This window comes from Paraburkholderia edwinii (assembly GCF_019428685.1).
Classification (GTDB): domain Bacteria; phylum Pseudomonadota; class Gammaproteobacteria; order Burkholderiales; family Burkholderiaceae; genus Paraburkholderia; species Paraburkholderia edwinii.
In genome coordinates, this window is sequence record NZ_CP080096.1 from 2038933 (window position 1) to 2059381 (window position 20449).

Below are 20449 nucleotides of genomic sequence, written 5' to 3' on the forward strand. Positions count from 1 at the left end.
CGCGTTATTTACGCCCGCGCTGCTTCGGCCGTTGTCAGCTTCACATCTTCGACAACGGTGTCGTCGATCGGAAAATGCAGCAGTGCCGCAAACAGGCCGGCCAGCGCGGTCGCGCCCCAGACCAGCGAATACGAGCCCGTCACATCGAATACGAAGCCGCCGAGCCACGCGCCGAGGAACGAGCCCAGCTGATGGCTCAGAAACACGACGCCGAATAGCGTCCCAAGATGGCGCGTGCCGAACACCTTTGCAACGAGTCCGCTGGTGAGCGGCACGGTGCCGAGCCACGTCAGGCCCATCACGGCGGCGAACAGCACGACCGAGACCGTCGACTTCGGCAACAGGAAGAACGCCGCAATGGCGGCGCCGCGGATCAGGTACAGCCAGCCGAGCACATATTGCTGCCGGAAGCGTCCACCGAGCCAGCCGCACGCCCAGCTGCCCGCCATGTTGAAGAGCCCGATCAGCGCGAGCGCCGTCGCACCGAGCCCGATCGGCATATGGCACAGGAAAAGATAGCCGGGCAGGTGTGTCGCGATAAATGCAAGCTGGAAGCCGCAGGTGAAAAAGCCGAGCGTGAGCAGCCGGTAGCCGCGGTGACGCGACGCATAGGCGAGCGTCGTGCGTAGTGAGGTCGGCCGTGTTTCATGCGACGTTGCGGGCGTGGTTGCGGCGCGCTGCGCATCGGAGCCTTGCGGGCGATGACGCCGATCGAGCACGATGCCGAGCGGCGCGGCAAGCAACATCACGAACGCGAGCACGAAGAGCGATGTGCTGATGCCTGAGCTAAGCCGCACAGCCTGCGCAAGCGGCACCATCAATACCTGGCCAAGCGAGCCGCCCGCGCTGGCAATGCCCATCGCGAGGCTGCGCTGTTCCGGCGATGCGACCCGTCCGACCGCGCTCAACACCACGCCGAAGCTCGTGCAACTGATACCGATACCGACCAGCACGCCCAGGCCGAGCACAAGCGTCCATCCCGACGACGAAGCCGCCGCGAGCGCGAGCCCCGCGGCGAATACCGCCGCGCCGAACGCGACCACGGGCGCCGCGCCGTGACGGTCGGCGGCCGCGCCCGCGAACGGCTGCGCAAAGCCCCAGACGAGGTTGTGCAGCGCGATCGCAAACGCGATCAGCGTGACCGGCACGCCACGATCGAACGAGAAGGGCCCGATAAAAAGGCCGAAGGTTTGTCGTATGCCCATCGCCGCGCTCATGACGAGCGCCGCCGCGATGATCACGAGCGTCAGCTGGGTTTTCAGGGGATGCGCAGGACTGCGCAGGGCCGTCGACATGGTGGGTTCCTCCTCGCGGCCATAGTGGCAGCGGTTCGGAACGGCGGCAAAGGAAAAGATTTTGACGACAGGTGAAAAATTTTCACGCCTGTTGCGGCCGATCGGAACCGGTTGTGTCCGCAACGGGTTCGACGAGTGCCGCTTCGGCGAGTAGCCACTGCCTGAAGGCGAGCATTTCGGGGCGTTCGTCGGTGGTGTGCGCGCTGACCAGCCAGTACGCGGGTTCGGCCGCGACGATGTGCGCGCTTGCGGCGACCAGCGTGTGGGCGGCAAGGTCCGCGTCGGCGAGCGGCAACCGTCCGATGGCGACGCCGAGACCGCCGGCGGCGGCCTCGAGCGCGAGCTGCACGGTGTCGAAGCGCAGACCGCCCGAGGCATCGATGTCCGCGTAGTTGGCAACGGCGCCGGCCTGCGCGCCGGCGCCGTCGATCCAGGTCTGCCAGTCGGCGCTTGCGGTATCGACATGGATCAGCGTCGCGCGGCGCAGGTCGGGCAGCGCGGCCGTGTTCTCGCCCGCGCGTCGACGTGTGCGCTTGCGCGTGGCTTTTAGCGCGTTATCAGGCGTGCCATCAGACGTGCTATCAGACGAAGACGAGCTATCAGCCGTACGTGCATCCACGCCTTCAACCAATCCGTCGCCACTGTCGATCAACATCTTCAGATACGCGGGGCTGCACACGGGCACGAGCCGCTCGCCGAACAGCCGGTCGCACGTCGCGCCCGCGATCGGCCCGCGCGAGAGACGCAGCGCGAAATCGAAGCCGTCGGCCGGGAACCCGACCAGCCGGCGCGACGTATCGACCGTCACATTGACGTTCGGCCAGCCTTCGCGAAAGCGTGCGAGGCGCGGCACGAACCAGCGCATCGCGAGCGTCGGCGCGCAGCTGACGGCGATGGTGCGGTTCGCGCGCCGGTCGGGCAAACGCTGCGTGCCGATCGCGATCAGCGCAAACGCTTCGGCGATATACGGCAGATAGAGCTTGCCTTCGCGCGTCAGCGACAGCCCGCGCGGTTCGCGCACGAACAGTTCAACGCCTAGCGCCTCTTCGAGCCCGACGATGCCGTGACTGACCGCGCTCGGCGTCACGTTGAGCTCCGCCGCGGCTCGCTTGAAGCTCTGCAGCCGCGCGGCCGCTTCGAAAAAACGAAGCGACGACAAAGGCGGTAGGCGAAGCGGCATGAAGTGTCCCCGGTGTCGGTGTGGGTCGGTAAAAGCTATCGCAGGTCTTGCCTGAGGTCTTGCCTGAGGTCTTGCCTGAGGTCTTGCCTGAGGCGATTCAACACTGAACGATATCAAATTCGGTGAAATAATCAGGTGCGAACGGGTGTTGTTTTCTGAGCATGTTCAATGCGCGTTCACTGCAAACGAGGCTTGAAACCAACGTGAAAGAACACCAACGCAAAGACTTAAGCCCGGACCTCAATCTGCAAGGAAGCATGACCGGCCACACGGGGCGCCGACGCTCGATCCTGAGGATGCTTGGCGCCGCCGCCATCATGGCGCCGTTCGCCGGCTCGCCAATCGCCCGCGCGGCGGCGGCGCGTCAACTGAATATCTACAGCTGGCCCGACTATTTCTCGACCACCGATCTGCGCGCTTATGCGCAGCAGTCCGGCGTCACGCCTGCGGTATCGACGTTCAATTCGAACGAGATGCTGTTTGCGAAACTCAATAGCCCGGCCGGTGCGGGCTTCGATATCGTGATCCCCTCATCGAGCTGGATCGCGCAGTTCGCGAAGCGTGGGCTCTTGCAGGAACTCGATCACAGCCGGCTCAATCTTGCGTCGATCGATCCGAAGCTGCTCAATCGCGAATACGATCCGGGCAACCGCTATTCGATACCGAAGGATTGGGGGCTGCTCGGCGTGCTCTACGACCCTCAGGTCACGGGCGAAATCGTCACCTGGGAAGACTTCTTCAAGGCCGGCGAAAAGCCGGGCGTATCGGGCAAGGTGCGCCTGTCGGTATCGGGCTGGGAGACGATCGGTCCTGAACTGTGGATGCGCGGGCAGGACTGGAACAAGGCGAGCGCCGATCAGATTCGCGCGGCGGCCGAACCGGTCAAACGCTTTGCGAAGCATGTGAAAACCTTCGCGACCTTGCAGCCCGATGCGGCGGCGAACGGTTCGATCGTGCTCGCGCAGACGCATCAGGCCGGCGCGCGCGCGGCGATCATGCTGAATCCGCGGCTCAAATGGGTCGTGCCGGGTCCGTTGAGCGAACTGTGGGTGGACAACTATGCGATTGCGAAGCATGCGGCGCACGTTGACGACGCCTACGGTTTTCTCGCCTATCAGCTGCGGCCGGAAGTGCAAGTGGCCGAAACGCGCTACCTCGGTTTTCCAGCGGCGATTGCGGGCTTGCGCGAAAAGATCGGGCCCGACGTGCAAGACGCCGATCTGATTTTCGGCGGCAAAGGGCTCGACTTCAGCAAGCTGACGTCGTTTGTCGTGAATCCGGAAACAATTGGCGTCTATCTGCAGATGCAGACGGAAATCCGTGCCGCTGCGGGTTGAGAGCGGGGCATAGCCATGCGAGGCTTGCACCGTTGGCACGGCGATTCATCATCCGCGTCGGCTCAAACGCCGTCGCGCGCCGTGCCGCTCGCGCTGCGCGAGGCGCCCGACCATCTGCTGGCGGCGCTGCCCGCGTCGTGGCTCACAGTGTTCTTTCTCGTGCCGCTTGCCCTGACGGCCGTGTTTTCGTTTGGACATTCGACCTTCGGCGGCGTCGAACCGGGCTTTACGCTCGATAACTATGCAGCGGCGCTAAGCGGTTTTTACGGCGCAACGCTCGCAAGAACATTGCGCTTTGCCGCAACGGCATCGCTGCTATGCGTCGGCGTCGCGTATCCGGCCGCTTATTTCATTGCGTTTCACGCGCGCCGCAAGCTGTTCGCCTTGACGCTGATTCTCGTGCCGTATTTCTCGAGCTTCCTGATTCGCGTGATGTCGCTGCGCATGGTGCTTGCCCGGCACGGTTTCGCCGAGGCGCTACTCGATGCGACCGGCCTGCATGCGGGCGCGCTCGATGTGCTCGATACGCCGGTCGCGGTGTTTATCGGCATGGTCTATGTCTATCTGCCGATTGCGATCGTGCCGCTTGCAGTTGTGCTCGAACGCATTCCGCGCGAACTGATCGACGCGAGCGAAGATCTCGGCGCGACGCGCTGGCGCACCTTCCGCTCGGTGATTCTGCCGTTGAGCCGTCCCGGTATCGCGACCGCGGTTTTGCTGACCGCCGTGCCGATGCTCGGCGAAATGGTGATTCCGACGTTGCTGGGTGGCGGCCGCGGTGTGCTGATGGGGCAGGCGATTGCCGAGCAGTATCTCGATGCGCAGAACTATGCGTTGGGCTCGGCGATGGCGATGGCCGTGCTGGTTGCCGTGGCCGTGCTGGTCGCGTTGCTGGCGCGCGTGACGGCGGGTTTTGCGGAGACCGGGCGATGAACGGGCCGCGTGCTTCGTCATCCGACCGGTTGCGCGCGCAACGGGGTGGGTTGCGATTGCAATCGCAATCGCGTCGGCGATCGGATGCGCGCCTGCGCCTCGCGGAAACGGGCCTTAAGGCCTGGTACGCGCTCGTCGTCGTGTTTCTATTCGTGCCGATTTTTGCCGGTATCGTGTACTCGTTCAATCTCGGCGTCGACAACAAGCAGACCGCGATGCTAACGGGCTGGACGCTGCAATGGTATGCGGCCGCGTGGAGCGATCTGTCGCTGCGCCATGCCGTCGAAGAAAGCGTGATCGTTGCGGCGTGGTCCGCGCTGCTATCGGTGCTGCTCGGCACGATGCTCGGGTTCGTCGTCGTGCGGCATCCGGTGCGGCGCGTGCGCCGCCTGCTCACCCTGATGACGTATCTGTTGCTGATCGTGCCCGAATCGGTGATCGGCATTTCGCTGTTGCTGTTTTATGCGGTGACGGGCGTGCCGCTCGATACGGCGACGCTCGTCGCGGGCATCACGCCGATCGGCATTGCCGTGGTCGCGCTCGTGGTACGCGCGCGCATGCTGACGCTCGACCGCGACCTCGAAGACGCCGCCGCCGATCTCGGCGGCACGCGCAGCGCGACGCTGCGCTATATCGTGCTGCCGCAACTTGCGCCGGCAGTCGCGGCGGGCGGCGTGATGGCATACACGTTCTCGTTCGACAATCTCGTGATTTCCGCCTTCCTGACGACGCCGCAAACCGGCACGCTGCCCGTGTATCTGTACGGCAGTCTGCAATATGGTCCGTCGCCGGCCGTGTATGCGGCTGCGTCGGCGGTGTTCGTATTCACGGTGGCAATGCTTGCGGTCGCGGCGCTCCTGTATCGGGCGATGCGGCGTCCGTCCTCGTACGGGCCTTCGCCGCGGCACGCTTCAGCGTGATTGCTTCCGCCCGATTACTTCCGCAAACCGCTAACGAGCGCATCCATTGCTCAAGGAAAAAGGCCGTTCGATGTCCCGCTTCGATCCTCGCTTGCTGCTCGATCCACCCCGTTATCCCGCCGACCGTTACGCGCCGCTTGCCGATCGCATCAAGCGTCTGTTCGCGACTACGCAAAGCGATGTCGTGTTCGTGCAAGCTGAGGCGATTCTCGCGCTCGAAGCGGTGGCGACCAGCATTGCACGGCCGGGTCTCGTCGCGGTCAATGTAGTGACAAGCCCGTACGGCGCGTGGTTTGGCACGTGGCTCGCGCGTGCCGGCGCAACCGTGCATCAGGTGAGCGCGGCAGCGGGGCAGCCGATCGAGGCAGCCGCGGTATCCGCGTGTCTCGATCGGCTGCCGCACGTCGATATCGTTGCGGCTGTGCATGCGGAATCGTCGAATGGCGCGCTCAATCCGCTTGGCGCATTGGCGGCGCTCGCGCGCTCGCGCGAGGCGCTGTTCGTGGTCGATGCGGTCGCGTCGGTCGGTGGCCATCCGATCGACTTTGACAGGCATGACATCGATATCGCGGTGATCGGCGCGCAAAAAGGACTGGCGGGGCCGGCTGGCGTATCGGCGGTCGCCGTCAGCGCGCGTGCGTGGGCGCATATCGATGCGCTGCCGGACTTCGCGCCATCGAGCCTGTCGCTCGCGGAACTCAAGCGGAACTGGCTCGATCGTGGCCGGCTGGCGCTGCCGGGCACGCCGCCGGCGCTCGAATTCTGGGCGCTCGATGCGGCGCTCGATCGCGTCGAAGCCGAGGGCATCGAACAGGTCATTGCGCGGCATCGGCAGGCGGCGCGTGCGAGCCGCGCGGGGTTACGCGCGCTTGGCGTCGAGCCGTGGATTGCCGCCGACGATGCGGCGTCCGCACTCGTCACTTCGGCGCCGGTACCGGAAGGCGTTCATGCGGACGCATTGATCGCGGATGTGGCGAAGCTTGGCGTTGGACTGCTGCCGGGCTTTGGGGAAATCGAAGGAAAAATCGTGCGGCTCGATCACACCGGTTTGCACGCGTCGTTCGATGCAGTGCTCGCGAATGTGACTGCGTTTGGCGCGGTGCTCGAGCGGTGGGGTGCGAGTGTCGATGTCGGCGCGGCGGTGCGGGCGGTGAGGGAAATTTACGCCCTCTGATCCGGAAGCCCGCCCATTCAAGGTTGGCGGACCGGCGTCGAAACCAGAACCGGCAAGCCGAAGGTCTGCCTGCCATGGCCTTACCAATGGCGCGCCGGGTTGCGCTCCTGCGGCAGGCCGTCACGCCTGTCGAGAAGATATCGCGCGCGTTCGACGCCCGCACGGATCGCTTCCTGCCGCGTGGTCCAGTAAGGCCCGATGCTCTCCGGTTCGTCGATATCGACGCGGCTGCCGTCGCGGCGGATATCGAGCCGCGCCTTGTAGCTTCCCAGTTCATCGCGATGCGCGATGACGCGAACCAGGTAACCGCGGTGCTCGAGTTGCTGTTCTTCGATGCGCTCGTCTTCGGAAAATTTGCTCATGGTGATCATAATGGGAACGTCGGCTAGTCGCGGATGACGTGTTCAGTGCATGCGGCGTGCCACAGCGGCGATGGTGGCGGTAGGCGGACTACGCAAGCGCCGGCGGTATGAATAGTTGTCCTGGGACGGTGGACGTCGCGTCGAGCTAGCGAAGCATGTCCCAGTTCGCATAAAACACGCGGCGTGCAAACAGAATGCCGCCGCCGATGCTCTTCACGAGTACGCGCAACAGCGGGGTCAGAGGGCTCGGCCGCAGCACATCGAGAAACACGCAATAACGTAAGCGATCCGAATCGTTGACGGACTGATGCACGAGCGTGTCGTCGAAGATAAACAGCGGGTCATGGCGCCAGTAGTGCCGTTTGCCCGCGACATCGATAAATGCCTCGGCGTGCTGGTCCGGGGCGAGATTGTAGAGGCAGCGCAGCGTCAGGCGCAGCGGCCCGTAGTGCACGGAGGTGCGCTGGCGCTGGTTGAATACCGAGCAGCCGATCGTCTGCACGTACTTGAAATCGCGGTCGAGGCCCGGTATGCAGAGCGACCCCTGCAAGCGCCGCCCGTACCAGCGCAGGAAGCACATGCCGCGCTTCTTGCCGGACATCTGACACGCCAGCGATTCAACGAGCGCGAAGTTCTCGCGGAACGCTGCGATGACCGCGCTGACTTCCTCGCGGTGGGTGTCGGGCAGATCGGATAGCCGGTAGACGCGCAGATTGCGCCGGCACAGCATATCGATCGCAAGATTGAACGGCGAGAGCAGCCAGGTGAGCGTGCCGTTACCGAGGAAGTAGCGCCGCCAGCTAACCGCGTCGAATTGCCGGCTGCGCTGGAAATCGCACAAGCCGGCCGCGATGATGCCCGCGACGACCGGAAGGGCCGTCGGCCGCGCATAGAGCAGCGCGGACAACGCGGCGAAGCACACCATGTCTTTGCTTTTCATCGCAACCTCGCGCGGGTTCGAAGTAGCGATGCCTATCGTATGCCGGCCGACAGCTTGCATGAGGTGTGATGTCAGCAAGTGTGTCAGCTACGCGACAACTTATAGGGTTCCGAATGATAGTAGGCGCAACAGTCGGCGATGTTTCCGGTAATCCTTTCTGGTAAGACGTAAGAAGTTCTCTGCTGTCCTGCGGAAAAATTCTTCCGCATCGCCTCTTGATGGAATCGCTCCGCGCAGCCGCGATGCTCGTATCGCGTTAGGGAAAAAGCGGTCCGCGCGTGCATTGCATTTCGCAAAAGCTTGTTTGGATTCCTTCCGGATAGCGACTAGATTTCAATCGAAACGATGCCCGCGATGGAGTGCGCGATGCCACATTCGACGAAGACAAGATTGTTCGGCTTGCTCAAGCCGGTCGGATTCGCGCCTCGCGACGACGGCAAGGGCAAGCGCAGGGGTGGGCGTGGCGGTGGCGACGACGGTGCAGGGGCATCGCGCGGCGCGGCGGCGCCGCGCGCGATCGACGCGCCGGAAGCGTGCGAGCGCCTCGAGCGCATCGCGATGTATGCGCGCGCCGGGTATTTCAATATGGGCTACACGCTCGACATGATGCAGGCGCCGGGAGATATCCTGCCCGAATAGTGCCGGCGCTGCGGCGCTGCGTCTATCGGAACGCCGGTAACGTCGCCTGCGCCCACGCGGCAAACTGCAAGATACTCAGGTCAGCATCACGCGCGCCGATCAGCTGAAAACCGAGCGGCAATCCATTCGCGGCGCGCCCCGACGGAATCGTCACCGCCGGCATGCCGAGAAAACTCCACGCGGCGCAAAACGTCGCGTCGCCGGTGTCGTCGAGACCGCGCGGCGCGCCGCCGGTCGCCGGCACCGATACGACCAGATCGCAGCCGCCGAGAAACGCGGCCGATTGCGCGGACAGGTCCTTTTGCAACGTGCATGCGTCGCGATACTTTGCGGCGGGCACAGCCGCGCCGTCCGCCAGCAGCGCTTTCATCTTCTCGCTGACCTTGTCCGGATGCGCTGCCGCGACCGGGCCGATGTTGCGATATGCCTCGACCTGCAGGATGGTCTGCAACGCATCGACGATGACGGGCAGGTCCACGTGCAGGTCGAGCTCGAACGTTTTGACGCCGTCTGCCTGCAGACGCGCGAGCGATGCCTCGAAATTCGCCTGCTGTTCGCTGTCCGCGCGCGACCACATCGATGTGCGGATCACGCCGATCGATTGCGGCCGGCGCGGCGCGAAATAGCCTTGCCATGCATCGAGCGACTCGACCGCGTCGGGCTTTTCGTCGACGAGGACGGCATACGCGAGCGCCACATCGTCGACATGGTTGGCAAAGAAGCCGATATGGTCGAGCGATTGCGACAGCGGATGCGCACCCGCGGTCGGCACGCGGCCATGCGTCGGCTTGTAGCCGACCACGCCGCAGTACGCAGCCGGACGGATCACCGAGCCGAGCGTTTGCGTGCCGACCGCGAGCGGCACGATGCCCGCGCCGACCGCGGCAGCCGATCCGCTCGACGAGCCGCCCGGCGTATGCAGCGCATTCCACGGGTTCACGGTCGGGCCGGGCTGGCGCCAGGCGAATTCGGTCGTCACGGTCTTGCCGAATACGATGCCGCCCTGGGCGCGGATTCGCGAGACGATCGCCGCATCTTCGGTGGGCAGGTGGTGTGCGTAGACCGGCGAGCCGTACGCGGTCGGCATGTCGGCCGTGGCGATCAGGTCCTTCACCGCGATCGGCATACCGGCAAGCGGCCGGCCGGCGGCGGGCGCGACGCCGTCGTGACGTTCGGGGCGGAACGTAAAGGCTTTCAACTGCGGGTCACGTTCGTCGGCGCGTGCGCGCGCGCGGTCGAGCCGCGATGCGCAGGCCTGCGTATCACCGCGGCTTTCGATCAGCGTGGCGACCCAGGGCTGCCGGGATTCGAAGTTCATGGGGTAGTTCCGAGTCTGTTTTCTAGCCTATTTTCCGGCGGCTGCCTTCGCGAACGAATTGTCGACGGCGCTTGCGTACGTCACCGAGCCCGGCTTGATGTTGCCGATATATTCCTGCAAGTCGAGCGCGTTGCGGAACGCCTGTTCGGAAATCTCGGGCGTTTGCGCGTAGATTTTCTGGCTGATCAGGCGTCCGACCGCATTATCGACCACTGCGGGCGAAAGCGTCGGGAACTCGGCGCGGGCCACTTCCTTCGCGGTGTCCGGCGACGACTGGATCAGCGCTTCGGCGTCGCCGATCGCTTTCACGAAGGCCGTGACCATCTGCGGCTTGTCCTTGATCGTCGACGCGAGCGTGTCGATGGTCGAGAACGCATAGCCGCCCGGATAGGCCTTCGGGAACCCATAAACGATCTTGTAGCCGGCGGCCAGCCCTTCGTCGACTTGCGGTTCGTAAAGCGTGGCGGCGTCCGCGCGGCCGGCGGTAACCGGAGAAAGTTCCGTGCCGATCTGCACGGTATTGAGCTTCACGTCGCCGATGTTTTCCTGTTTGATCAGGCGCTGCAACAGATACGTGCTGGTGGTCGGCGGCAGCGCCGTCGACACATTCTTGCCGGCGAGATCGGACTGCGTTTTGAGCGGCGAACTGGCCGGCGCGATGATCCATACCGGCACACCCGCAACGACATTCGCGACGTTGACGAGCGAGGCGCCCTTGAGGTTCGCGAGGCTTGCCGTCATCGGGTCCTGCAGCGAGAAATCCGCATGGCCGCCGATCACGGCAGCGACGCCGGCCGCGCCGCTGCCGGCCGTCACCTTCTGTACGTCGAGGCCGTGCTTCGCGAACAGGCCTTTATCGATCGCGACATAAAGCGGCAGATATTGAATGGACTGAAATGCCTGGTAGACAACCACTTTTTCAGGCGGGGCGGCATGTGCGGTCTCGAGCGCAGCCCCAAGTGCGAACCCCGTAGCGAGCGGAATGGCGAGGCGGATAAACCGCTTCATCGTTTTGTTTTCCATGCAACGATCCTTTTTTCAGCGTATTGGACGATCCACGTGAGCAGCGTGGCCATCAGCGTCAGCACGATAATGCCGAGCCAGACGGTATTGAGGTCGAACAGCGAACCGGCGACGAACACTTCGTGGCCGAGGCCCGCCTGCGACGCGATGTATTCGCCGACCACCGCGCCGATCAGCGCGAAGCCGATATTCACGCGCAGCGTCGAGAAGATCCACGGCAGCGCGCCCGGCACGATCAGCTTGCGGAAGATCATCGACGGTTTCGCGTTGAACGAACGGAACAGGTTCAACAGGTCGCGATCAACTTCGCGGGCCGCCGCACACGACGAAATCATCGCGACCGCGAAGGTGGAAATGCCGGCGAGCCATACTTTCGAGGTCATGTCGGAGCCGAACCAGATCACGATCAGCGGCCCGAGCGCGATCTTCGGAATACTGTTGAGCAGCACCGAAAAGCCTTCGGCGACGCCGGACACGCGCGGCACGAACCACAACAGAAGGCCGAGGCCGATGCCAAGCCCGCTGCCCACGACCAGGCCGACTACCGTTTCGTACAACGTGACGAGCGTGTCCGGGATCAGCGTGCCTTGCGTCAGGCCGATCTGCGTGGTCTTGTAGATGCCGGCAGGCGAGCCGAACAGCTGGCCGTTGATCCAGCCGCGCGCCGCTGCGATCTGCCACAGCGCGACGAGCGCAACCATGATCGCGGTCACGGCGGTGGTGCTCGTGAGGTTGCGCGGCTTGCGGCGCCTGGTGCGCGTTGCGACCGGCGCGCCCGTCAGGATGATTTCGCTCATGCTGCTATTCCTTTGCGCTCGTCGCGCGATTGAGTCCCCGCTGCGGCTTGTGCAACGGGTGCCACGTGTGCCGCTTGTGACCCATGGATCGCCTGTCCGCGCAGCGCACCCCAGATGCGCGCGTGCCACGTGCGAAACTCGGGCGCCTCGCGTGCGCTAATTGCATTGCGCGCGCCGTCGACGGTCAGTTCGATATCGAGTGCCTGTTCGATACGCGCGGGCCGGCCGCCGAGAATGATCACGCGGTCGCTCATCGCGATCGCTTCCTCGATGTCGTGCGTGACGAGCACGACGCTCGTGCCGTTTGTCTCGCGCAACGCCATCACGTCGTCTTCAAGTGCGAGACGCGTTTCGTAGTCGAGCGCCGAGAACGGTTCGTCGAGCAGCACAAGCGTCGGGTCGACGAGCAGCGTGCGCGTCAGCGCGACGCGCTGACGCATGCCGCCCGACAGCGAATGCGGGTACGCATCGGCGACGGCGCCCAAACCGTAACGCGCGAGCATGTGCCGCGCGCGTTCGATATCGTGCGGCGTGACCTTGCGAAAGAGTTCGATGCCGAGCACCGCGTTTTCGAGCACCGAGCGCCACGGCAACAGCAGATCTTTCTGCAGCATGTAGGCGATGCGTCCCGGCGAGCCGTCGGCGCGCGGGCCGATTTCGACGCGGCCCGATTGCGGCGGCAGAAGCCCCGAGATCAGATTGAACAGCGTGCTCTTGCCGGCGCCGCTGCGGCCGACGATCGAGACGATCTCCCCGCTGCCGACCGTGAAGTCGAGGCCGGCGAAGATCGGCACGGCCGCGCCGTCTTCGGCTTCGAACGTGTGGGTGAGGGCGGCGACATGAAGCCGTGCGGGCGGCGCGTTTGCGTCGCGTGCGGCAGTCGGCTCGGGTAAAACGGAAGCATGGGTCGGCATTGAAGTCCGGGCATCGAAAGTGTTCTTCGATTCCGCAAGCGCACAGGCGCAGGCGGCCGCGGCAGCGCGTATCCGCTATCTGGGATGGCGCGATGCACAACAGACAATGCACGGCTCAAAATAACCGGGCAAGCTGATCAAAAAAGAGAATGGGTTTGATTGCGCATGTTCGGCGCGCTTTGAAAGGCACGGTAAAACAAGCGTGAAGTGAGGTTGTAAAGCGCGGGTGTCGTGCGAGGCTGGAAAACATGGTGCAAAAGCGCGTGGCCGAACCTGTGCGCGACGCACGCTTATGAAGCGCGGCGCTAACACACGATCGATACATGAGTCGCGTTGAGCTGGACACGACCCACGCAACAGCGCGTGCTACACGCGTTCTAGCGCCGCAGACGCTTCTTCGGTGCATGACGTTCGTCGTTCCGATCGCTGCACTTCGGCAGTGCGCATTCGATGCACCTTATTTGTTGCTGCCCGAACCGGTTCCATAAAGGCCGTTGTCAAAACCGCCGGCGCCTTCCGGTTTGCTTTTCGAGCCGGCGGTTGCGCCTTTCTTCGCTCCCTTCGCATCCTTCGCCTGCGGCGCGTGCGACTCGTGCACCGCGGAACCGGATGGGTCCGGCGCCGCTTGCGCTGCAGCTGCGCCATTTTCCGGCGTGTGCGCACCGCTCGTCATCGGATGCTGCGCGTAGGCGCCCGTCGACGCGACCAGCAGCGCGCCGCACGACATGGCTGCCAGCGTGGCCGCGACCGTGCGCGTACCCGGGTTGCGAACATGCGCCGATGCAACGGCGTCCGCGTTCCTCAACAATTGAAGAATGGTCATCGCGCTCCCCTGATTCGATTGATGTGGATCGAATCAGCATCGCGCGTGCCCGTGGTGGTTGCTGCGGCCGTGCCTCGCCAGCGTGTGCCCGGCGCCGCGTTCGCGACCCTCCGCTAGCGGTAGCGCTGCTCGAGCGAATGGACCTCGCGCAGACCCACGGCATCGGTGAAATCGTCGAACGTGGGCAACTGATCGAGGCGGCCCGCCGGCGTGCCGTGTGCCTTCACGTATGCAAGATGTTCACGCAGGCCGGAGGCCATCGCGAGCACCGAGCCGATCGGGAACAGCACGAGCGCGAATTTCATCTTGCGTATGCGGTCGATATCGATCGCAGGCGTGCGGCCGCCTTCGAGCCAGTTCAGCAGCAGCGTGTGGCCGTCCAGTTCGGCTGCGATTTTCTCGAGTTCCTGTTCGGTGTCGGGCGCTTCGATCCACAACACGTCCGCGCCGGCTTGCGCATAGCGCCGCGCACGCTCGATTGCCGCATCGACGCCTTCGACGGCGAGCGCATCGGTGCGCGCGATCAGCACAAAGTCGGGATCGGTGCGCGCGTCGACGGCCGCATGCAGCTTGGCCACCATCTCTTCGACAGGAATGACGCTCTTGCCCGACATATGGCCGCAGCGTTTCGGACTGACCTGGTCCTCAAGATGAATTGCGGCGACGCCAGCCTGTTCATAATCGCGCACGGTGTGAATCACGTTGAGCGGATTGCCGTAACCGGTATCGGCATCGGCGATCACGGGCAAGCCGACCGTTTGCACGATGCGGCGCGCGTTGTCGATCATCTCGGATTCGCCGAGCAGGCCGATATCGGGCCTGCCGAGCAGCGACGCGGTGGTGGCGAAACCGCCCATATACACGGCATCGAATCCGGCCTGTTCGACGAGGCGCGCGGACAGCGCGTCGTGACTGCCGGGCGCGAGTAGGGGCCGGCTGCGATCGAGCAGTTCGCGTAGACGGCGACGCGGATTGCCCACGTTGGTGATGAGATCGGTCATGTGAACACCCATGCTGAATCGAATGACAGAATCGGGAAGCGGCGGACACGAGGTGGACTTTCCGCAATGCCTGTGCCCGAGGCTTCGATGCAAGTTTGGACAACAGCACGATGCAGCGATATCCCGATTGCGGTGGTTTTGTGAGAATCGATTGGCGACGAATTGTTACGACGGTGACGTCGGTGTGACCGTGGCTCGCTTATGCGTCTGAGAATTGCCTATGGTTAGTTCGCCACTGCCTTGCGCAGCGCTTTCGTCATGCCGTTTGGCCACGCGCGGCGTTCGCGGATGCGCTGCTACACTTCGCGTGTTCAGCATGCCCGAAAAGCCGGCACCGGTTCGTTGGCTCTTTCCGTTTGCGCATCGGGTCTTTCTTTCTGGGGCTTCCCTTTAGGTCTTTCTTTTAGGTCTTCCGTTTAGCGCTTTGTTTTGCTGTTCGCATGTCCCGCCTTTTGCCTGACCGTTTCTTTTCCATTGCACGTTTTACGCCTTCACGCTCGAACCACAACATGAATAAACCTTCGCTGCTGGTGCTGATTCCGCTCGATGACGACAGCTATTCGCAAGTCGCCGCGCATTTCGATATCGTCTACGCGGCCACGCCCGCCGAGCGCAGCGCGGCGATCGGCACACAGGGCGCCGCGATTCGCGCGGTGCTGACGAACGGCACGACCGGCCTCACGGCGGCGGAAATCGACCAGTTGCCGCAAGTGGAGTTCGTCAGCGCGCTCGGCGCGGGCTACGAGAACATCGCCATCGATCATGCGCGCGCACGCGGCATCGTGTTATGCAACGGCGCGGGCACCAACGACGATTGCGTGGCCGACCATGCGTTCGCGCTGCTGCTCGCCGCCGTGCGCGATATTGCCTATCGCGACCGCGCGACCCGCGAAGGCATATGGCGCACGCAACTGCCGATGGCGCCGACCGTATCGCGCAAACGGATGGGGATTGTGGGTCTGGGCAATATCGGCATGAAGGTCGCGCGCCGCGCGGCGGGCTTCGATATCGAAACCGGGTATCACAACCGGAAGCCGCGTACGGATGCCGCGTTTCGCTATTTCGACAGCGTTGTCGAACTTGCACGCTGGTGCGACTACCTCGTGATCGCGACACCGGGCGGTGCCGCCACGCAGCATATGGTCGAGCGTAAGGTGCTCGAGGCACTAGGCCCGCGCGGCTTCCTCGTCAACGTGTCGCGTGGCAGTGTGGTCGATTCGGCGGCGCTTGCGGACGCGCTCGCGAGCGGAACGATTGCCGGCGCGGGGCTCGATGTCTACGAAGGCGAACCGGAGCCGCCGCGAGCGCTGACCGGTTTGCGCAATGTCGTGCTGACGCCGCATGTGGCGGGTACGTCGCCCGAGGCGATTGCCGCGTCGGTCAGCAACTTTATCGACAATGCGACACGTCATTTCGCCGGCGAAGCCGTGTTGACGCCGATTTGACCCAGTCGAAAAACGAGGCACAATGCACGTGCACCGGGCCAAAGAAAAGTCAGGAATAAAGCGTTTAGCCAGGGTGTCTTTACCGTGTGTCCCATCTCGCGGAAGCCTCCATGAAACTGGCCGATCTCACCACTCCCGAGTTTCTCGACAACCCGTACCCGTTCTACGAAAAGCTGCGTGCTGAAGGGCCGCTCGTGCGTATCGGTCCCAAGGCCGTCATTACGGGGCGCTACGACGTGATCGAAGCGATCCTGCACGACAGGCGCTTCGGCAAGAACTATCCCGAAAGCATCCGCATGCGTTATGGCGATGACGCGATGCATATGCGGCTCTTTCAGGGGTTCAGCCGCATGTTCCTCGTGATGAATCCGCCGTCGCATACGCGGCAGCGCGCGCTGATCGTCAAGGCCTTCGACGCGCGGCATGTCGATGCAATGAAGGACGTCTCGCACCGGATCGCGCATGAACTGATCGGCGCATTCGAGAAGGCGGGCACGGCGAATCTGATGGCGCAGTTTGCGTTTCCGCTACCGCTGCGCATGATCGGACAGATGCTCGACATTCCTGCCGAAGATACGACGCAACTGGGCGAGGCGGTCAGCGCCATCGCCAAGGTGATCGACGTCGCGCCGATGAACGCGGACGACCTTGGGCGCGCGTGCGCGGGCTACGAGGACCTCGAGCATTATTTCCACTGTGTCGTCGAAGCGCGGCGGCGCCGTCCGGGCAACGATCTGATTTCGATGCTGCTGGCTGTCGAAGAAGAGGGTGAGACGCTGTCGCAGGACGATATCGTATCGAACACAATCCTGCTGCTGCTTGCCGGCCATGAGACGACGTCGAACATGATCGGCAATGCGCTGATTGCGCTGCATCGTCATCCGGAGCAGCTCGCGTTGCTGAAGCGCGAGCCGTCGCTTATGCCCGCGGCGGTGCTCGAGTGCATGCGCTACGATGGCTCCGCACAGACGACGATCCGTTCGGCGCTTGAAGATGTCGAAATCGCCGGTGTCGACGTGCCGTGCGGAACCTCGGTGCTCCTGATGTTCGGGTCGGCGAACCGCGATCCCGCGCAGTATGCGGACCCGGACCTCCTTGATATCGAACGCAACGAGGCTCGCCTGCAGTCGTTCGGCAGCGGTATCCATCACTGCCTCGGCTACCGGATGGCGCTGGTCCAGCTCGAGACCGCGTTGGGCGCGCTGCTCGAGCGCTTGCCGGGACTCGAGCTCACGGGGCTCGATAACCTGAACTGGAACCGGCGCGGCAATCTGCGCGGTGTCACGTCGCTCGTCGCGCGGTGGTAGCGATGCCGGTGGTAGCAATGCTGTGGTCAGCGCGCGCGGCGCGACCGTTTGTCATTCGCCTTTCACACAAGTAGACTGAACTGCACGAAAGACAAATGCGCCGGCCGCTTATGGCACGGCCTCAGATGAATGGCTCATGCCTGGGAGGCATCGTGACTGACTCTACCGCCCGACGCGCGCGGCGTGCGACTTTGGCTTGCTTCATAGCGCGATTTGCAGATCGATTCGCCGCTCCATTCGTATGTGCTGCCGCTTGCGGTTTCATTTCAATCGCCGCGTCTTCTCCGGCTGCGGCGGAACCGGTGACGACAGGACCGCTTAACATTCTCGGTTCGGCGGTTGTGCGCGGGCCCGTTACGGTGGAGGGGCCGCTTAAGGTCGGAGGAAATCTCGCGGTGCATGGACCGCTCACGGCGGAGCGCGTCGCGCAGTTGCAGCCGGACGAGGCCGAGCGCCGTGCCGGCGACAATAACTTCTATGGGCCGCTGACCGTGAAAGGGCCGCTGGTCGTGCGCGGCGACCTCGAGGTTCGCGGGCCGCTGACTGTAAAGGGGCCGGCCGGCGCGGTCGGCAAGATCGACGTCGACGGGCCGATTACAGAGCGGCCTTGAGTCGCGACGTGAGCGACGTAGGCCGCGCAAGCGATGTAAGGCGCGCTCGATCTGCCCGTTTCATCCTCATGGGCGTTTGGCCCCGCTGCTCACACCGACGGCGCGCGCCGCGCGAAAAAGAGCCCGGCGCCGAGCACCATCAGAATTCCGCCGAACACCCGGTTTTGCGTGCGGATCGCGCGCTCGCTGCGCAGCATGCGGCGGAACGCGCTCGCGCCATACGCATAGGCATGCATGACGGTCGTATCGACGACCATCATCGTGATGGTCATCGCAATCAACTGCGGCACGAGCGGCTCGTGCGCGACGATAAACTGCGGCAGCACCGCGACCATGATCACGATCGCCTTCGGATTCGTCGCATTCGTTAAAAGTCCCGTGGTAAAGCGCTTGCGCCATGACGTGGCGGGGCCGGCCTGCGAATCCGCTTCGGCAGGCGCGTGTTTCGAACGCCATTGCATGATGCCCAGATAGATCAGATACGCGGCGCCGCCGATCTTGACCGCGGAGAACGCCCACAGCGACGCGAGCAGCAGCGAACCCACGCCGGCTCCGGCGACCAGCAGAACGAATGCAAGGCCAAGTTCCTGGCCGATGATCGTCGCCGTGGTTTTTCTGCCGCCATATGACAGTCCGTGGCTCATCGAGAGCACGGCGCCCGGTCCCGGCGAGAGTGCGATCGCTATACACGTCAGCGCGTAAGTAATCCAGATATGAAGTTGCAAGGTCGTCTTCCTGCTTGGGGTTGGGGTTCGGCAAGGCGTTTGGGTCAGCCTCGTGAGTTTACCGCGAGGCATAAATCGTTGATGCGTCAATTGACGCGCCAGGCGGGCCCGCTCCGCGCTTTCGCTTCATCGTTTCGCGTAGCTGACTATTACTTCGCGTCGGCTTCACGTGGGTTTCGCATCATGCCAGATGAAAGCGCATCCCTGAGAGGCTATCCGGACAGAATGGAATAAGTGCGCGATTCGAATGTTCTGCTGAGCAAGCCGGCATGCGAGCGCATCCGGTGCAGATCCCGAGGAGGCGCCGCATGTCCAGCCGTTCCCTGCAAAACGCTCAGGAGCTCAAACGGGTTCTGTCGTTCGCCGACCTCGTGGTCTACGGCGTGGCGTTTATGATTCCGGTCGCACCGTTTGCGATTTTCGGCTACGTATACGCCGCATCGTCGGGCATGGTGGTGCTGGCTTATCTCGTCGGCATGGCCGCGATGCTGCTGACGGCGTTCAGCTACAAGTTTCTGTCCGCGGATTTTCCATTGGCGGGCTCCGTCTATGCATACGCGACGCGAGGCATCGGTGAGGTGATCGGCTTTGTCGCGGGATGGATGCTGATTCTCGACTATCTGCTGGTTCCCGCGCTCACCTATGTTGCAGGCGCCACCGCGCTGCACGACTTTGTGCCGGCCGTGTCGCGCACTATCTGGGTACTCGTGTTTCTCGCGATTGGCACCGGGACGAACTATCTCGGCGCACAGGCGACGTCGAACATGAGCCGCCTGTTTATCATTGCGCAACTGATTGTGCTCGCGTTGTTCTGCGTGGCGGGCTTTAACGCGTTGTATCACGGCGCGGGTGCGGGGCGTCTCACGCTGGCGCCGCTCTTCAAGCCGGAAGTAGTCGATCTGCGTTTCGTGTTTTCCGCCGTGTCGATCTGCGCGCTGTCGTTCCTCGGCTTCGACGCAATCTCGACACTCGCCGAGGAGGTGCGCGGCGATCGCAAGGCGCTGGTTGGGCGCGCAACGATTACGGCACTCGTGCTGGCCGGCGCGATCTTCGTCGTGCAGACATGGATTGCCGCCGACCTCGCGCAGGGTATGACCTTCACGTCGGCCGATACCGCGTTTTACGAAGTGGCAAGGCGCGCGGGCGGTCAGCCGCTTGCGTTGCTGGCCGACTGCACCACCGCGATTGTGTTCGGCGTGTCGTGCTCGATTGTCTCGCAAACGGCGATCGCGCGGCTGCTGTTTTCGATGGCGCGCGATCGCAAGCTGCCGCGGTTTTTTGCCGATCTGCATCCGCGTTACGGCAGCCCGCACAAAAGCCTGCTGGTTGTGGCTGTCGTGTCTCTCGCGATTGCAATCGGCTTTCTCGACCATCTCGACACGCTTGCCGAGTTCGTCAATTTCGGTGCACTGACGGGCTTCGTGATCCTGCACGCGACCGTCGTCGTGCATTTCTTCAGGCGCAAGCGGTCGCACGCATTCGTCCGTCATCTCGTGGTCCCGATCTGCGGTGCGGCCATTCTGCTCTATGTGCTCTATTCGATGTCCGCTCATACGTGGCTGCTCGGCGCGATATGGCTATGCATCGGAGTGGCGTACTACCGGCTGCTGAAATCGCGAAACGGTGTGAATGCGCGGCTCGACGTGTGATCGGTAAAGGGGCGCACGCTATCGGCGAACCTTCGTTGCGCGGCTGTGCGTTCCGC

At 63.7% G+C, this 20449-nt stretch carries 20 protein-coding genes; 9 read left to right on the plus strand and 11 right to left on the minus strand.

The annotated features are described in order from the left end of the window. Positions 1-8: 8 nt before the first annotated feature. Both KZJ38_RS30855 and KZJ38_RS30860 read right to left on the minus strand, forming a co-directional pair. A complete protein-coding gene (locus tag KZJ38_RS30855; RefSeq protein ID WP_219800850.1) occupies positions 9-1295 on the minus strand; it encodes an MFS transporter in 1287 nt (428 codons plus the stop codon). 82 nt (positions 1296-1377) lie between these two features. Further along, entirely contained in the window at positions 1378-2475 is a 1098-nt protein-coding gene (locus tag KZJ38_RS30860; RefSeq protein WP_219800851.1) for a LysR substrate-binding domain-containing protein, read from the minus strand. A 203-nt stretch (positions 2476-2678) separates the two neighbouring features. On the opposite strand from KZJ38_RS30860, the gene KZJ38_RS30865 reads away from it, so the two are divergent. The 4 genes from KZJ38_RS30865 (at position 2679) to KZJ38_RS30880 (ending at position 6839) form a co-directional block, all read left to right on the plus strand. Next, complete coding sequence (locus KZJ38_RS30865) at positions 2679-3812, plus strand: ABC transporter substrate-binding protein (RefSeq protein ID WP_219800852.1); 1134 nt, start codon at positions 2679-2681, stop codon at positions 3810-3812. A 15-nt stretch (positions 3813-3827) separates the two neighbouring features. Further along, on the plus strand, positions 3828-4745 hold the full coding sequence (locus KZJ38_RS30870; protein WP_219800853.1) for an ABC transporter permease: 918 nt from the start codon (positions 3828-3830) through the stop codon (positions 4743-4745). Beyond that, the gene (locus KZJ38_RS30875) at positions 4742-5665 is read left to right on the plus strand and encodes an ABC transporter permease (protein WP_219800854.1); all 924 of its coding nucleotides are present in this window, start codon (positions 4742-4744) and stop codon (positions 5663-5665) included. Before KZJ38_RS30870 ends, KZJ38_RS30875 begins: the two co-directional genes overlap by 4 nt. A 70-nt stretch (positions 5666-5735) precedes the next feature. Continuing rightward, positions 5736-6839 (plus strand): pyridoxal-phosphate-dependent aminotransferase family protein, encoded by a 1104-nt coding sequence (locus tag KZJ38_RS30880; protein ID WP_219800855.1) that lies wholly within the window; start codon positions 5736-5738, stop codon positions 6837-6839. Between the two features lie 80 nt (positions 6840-6919). Here KZJ38_RS30880 and KZJ38_RS30885 read toward each other — a convergent pair whose 3' ends face one another. Continuing rightward, a complete protein-coding gene (locus KZJ38_RS30885; RefSeq protein WP_219800856.1) occupies positions 6920-7201 on the minus strand; it encodes a DUF6566 family protein in 282 nt (93 codons plus the stop codon). A gap of 145 nt (positions 7202-7346) precedes the next feature. Beyond that, positions 7347-8141 carry an aspartyl/asparaginyl beta-hydroxylase domain-containing protein gene (locus KZJ38_RS30890; protein ID WP_219800857.1) on the minus strand — a complete coding sequence of 265 codons (795 nt, stop codon included), beginning with the start codon at positions 8139-8141 and terminating at the stop codon, positions 7347-7349. 366 nt (positions 8142-8507) lie between these two features. On the opposite strand from KZJ38_RS30890, the gene KZJ38_RS30895 reads away from it, so the two are divergent. Then, positions 8508-8780: a hypothetical protein gene (locus KZJ38_RS30895; RefSeq protein ID WP_219803824.1), complete on the plus strand. Its 273-nt coding sequence runs from the start codon at positions 8508-8510 to the stop codon at positions 8778-8780. Positions 8781-8802: 22 nt separating this feature from the next. Here the strand turns inward: KZJ38_RS30895 and KZJ38_RS30900 are convergent, their stop codons facing one another. From KZJ38_RS30900 to KZJ38_RS30925, 6 genes are all read right to left on the minus strand, one after another. Beyond that, a complete protein-coding gene (locus KZJ38_RS30900) occupies positions 8803-10098 on the minus strand; it encodes an amidase (protein WP_219800858.1) in 1296 nt (431 codons plus the stop codon). A 27-nt stretch (positions 10099-10125) separates the two neighbouring features. Further along, positions 10126-11121, minus strand: coding sequence for an ABC transporter substrate-binding protein (locus KZJ38_RS30905; protein ID WP_219800859.1), 996 nt, complete (start codon positions 11119-11121; stop codon positions 10126-10128). Beyond that, the gene (locus tag KZJ38_RS30910; protein WP_219800860.1) at positions 11103-11918 is read right to left on the minus strand and encodes an ABC transporter permease; all 816 of its coding nucleotides are present in this window, start codon (positions 11916-11918) and stop codon (positions 11103-11105) included. The genes KZJ38_RS30905 and KZJ38_RS30910 overlap by 19 nt, the downstream gene beginning before the upstream one ends. Beyond that, entirely contained in the window at positions 11915-12832 is a 918-nt protein-coding gene (locus tag KZJ38_RS30915; RefSeq protein ID WP_219800861.1) for an ABC transporter ATP-binding protein, read from the minus strand. Before KZJ38_RS30915 ends, KZJ38_RS30910 begins: the two co-directional genes overlap by 4 nt. A 457-nt stretch (positions 12833-13289) precedes the next feature. After that, positions 13290-13655: a beta-xylosidase gene (locus KZJ38_RS30920; protein ID WP_246641846.1), complete on the minus strand. Its 366-nt coding sequence runs from the start codon at positions 13653-13655 to the stop codon at positions 13290-13292. Positions 13656-13768: 113 nt separating this feature from the next. Next, positions 13769-14656 (minus strand): isocitrate lyase/PEP mutase family protein, encoded by an 888-nt coding sequence (locus KZJ38_RS30925; RefSeq protein WP_219800862.1) that lies wholly within the window; start codon positions 14654-14656, stop codon positions 13769-13771. Between the two features lie 509 nt (positions 14657-15165). Here KZJ38_RS30925 and KZJ38_RS30930 point away from each other — a divergent pair. The 3 genes from KZJ38_RS30930 (at position 15166) to KZJ38_RS30940 (ending at position 18019) form a co-directional block, all read left to right on the plus strand. Beyond that, positions 15166-16101, plus strand: a complete 936-nt coding sequence (locus KZJ38_RS30930; protein WP_219800863.1) for a 2-hydroxyacid dehydrogenase — start codon at positions 15166-15168, stop codon at positions 16099-16101. A 110-nt stretch (positions 16102-16211) separates the two neighbouring features. Then, positions 16212-17408, plus strand: coding sequence for a cytochrome P450 (locus tag KZJ38_RS30935; RefSeq protein ID WP_219800864.1), 1197 nt, complete (start codon positions 16212-16214; stop codon positions 17406-17408). A gap of 302 nt (positions 17409-17710) precedes the next feature. Then, positions 17711-18019, plus strand: a complete 309-nt coding sequence (locus KZJ38_RS30940; protein ID WP_246641847.1) for a hypothetical protein — start codon at positions 17711-17713, stop codon at positions 18017-18019. Positions 18020-18108: 89 nt separating this feature from the next. On the opposite strand, the gene KZJ38_RS30945 is transcribed toward KZJ38_RS30940, so the two are convergent. After that, on the minus strand, positions 18109-18744 hold the full coding sequence (locus tag KZJ38_RS30945; protein ID WP_246641848.1) for a LysE family transporter: 636 nt from the start codon (positions 18742-18744) through the stop codon (positions 18109-18111). A 308-nt stretch (positions 18745-19052) separates the two neighbouring features. Between KZJ38_RS30945 and KZJ38_RS30950 the strand changes: the two genes are divergently transcribed. Continuing rightward, complete coding sequence (locus KZJ38_RS30950) at positions 19053-20393, plus strand: APC family permease (RefSeq protein ID WP_219800866.1); 1341 nt, start codon at positions 19053-19055, stop codon at positions 20391-20393. The last annotated feature ends 56 nt before the right edge of the window (positions 20394-20449 follow it).

Excerpts from the sequence above, each read along its gene's own strand:
- KZJ38_RS30855 (WP_219800850.1), bottom strand. The coding sequence starts at position 1,295 with ATGTCGACGGCCCTGCGCAGTCCTGCGCATCCCCTGAAAACCCAGCTG.
- KZJ38_RS30860 (WP_219800851.1), bottom strand. The coding sequence starts at position 2,475 with ATGCCGCTTCGCCTACCGCCTTTGTCGTCGCTTCGTTTTTTCGAAGCG.
- KZJ38_RS30870 (WP_219800853.1), top strand. The coding sequence starts at position 3,828 with ATGCGAGGCTTGCACCGTTGGCACGGCGATTCATCATCCGCGTCGGCT.
- KZJ38_RS30875 (WP_219800854.1), top strand. The coding sequence starts at position 4,742 with ATGAACGGGCCGCGTGCTTCGTCATCCGACCGGTTGCGCGCGCAACGG.
- KZJ38_RS30880 (WP_219800855.1), top strand. The coding sequence starts at position 5,736 with ATGTCCCGCTTCGATCCTCGCTTGCTGCTCGATCCACCCCGTTATCCC.
- KZJ38_RS30885 (WP_219800856.1), bottom strand. The coding sequence starts at position 7,201 with ATGAGCAAATTTTCCGAAGACGAGCGCATCGAAGAACAGCAACTCGAG.
- KZJ38_RS30890 (WP_219800857.1), bottom strand. The coding sequence starts at position 8,141 with ATGAAAAGCAAAGACATGGTGTGCTTCGCCGCGTTGTCCGCGCTGCTC.
- KZJ38_RS30895 (WP_219803824.1), top strand. The coding sequence starts at position 8,508 with ATGCCACATTCGACGAAGACAAGATTGTTCGGCTTGCTCAAGCCGGTC.
- KZJ38_RS30900 (WP_219800858.1), bottom strand. The coding sequence starts at position 10,098 with ATGAACTTCGAATCCCGGCAGCCCTGGGTCGCCACGCTGATCGAAAGC.
- KZJ38_RS30905 (WP_219800859.1), bottom strand. The coding sequence starts at position 11,121 with ATGGAAAACAAAACGATGAAGCGGTTTATCCGCCTCGCCATTCCGCTC.
- KZJ38_RS30910 (WP_219800860.1), bottom strand. The coding sequence starts at position 11,918 with ATGAGCGAAATCATCCTGACGGGCGCGCCGGTCGCAACGCGCACCAGG.
- KZJ38_RS30915 (WP_219800861.1), bottom strand. The coding sequence starts at position 12,832 with ATGCCGACCCATGCTTCCGTTTTACCCGAGCCGACTGCCGCACGCGAC.
- KZJ38_RS30920 (WP_246641846.1), bottom strand. The coding sequence starts at position 13,655 with ATGACCATTCTTCAATTGTTGAGGAACGCGGACGCCGTTGCATCGGCG.
- KZJ38_RS30925 (WP_219800862.1), bottom strand. The coding sequence starts at position 14,656 with ATGACCGATCTCATCACCAACGTGGGCAATCCGCGTCGCCGTCTACGC.
- KZJ38_RS30930 (WP_219800863.1), top strand. The coding sequence starts at position 15,166 with ATGAATAAACCTTCGCTGCTGGTGCTGATTCCGCTCGATGACGACAGC.
- KZJ38_RS30935 (WP_219800864.1), top strand. The coding sequence starts at position 16,212 with ATGAAACTGGCCGATCTCACCACTCCCGAGTTTCTCGACAACCCGTAC.
- KZJ38_RS30950 (WP_219800866.1), top strand. The coding sequence starts at position 19,053 with ATGTCCAGCCGTTCCCTGCAAAACGCTCAGGAGCTCAAACGGGTTCTG.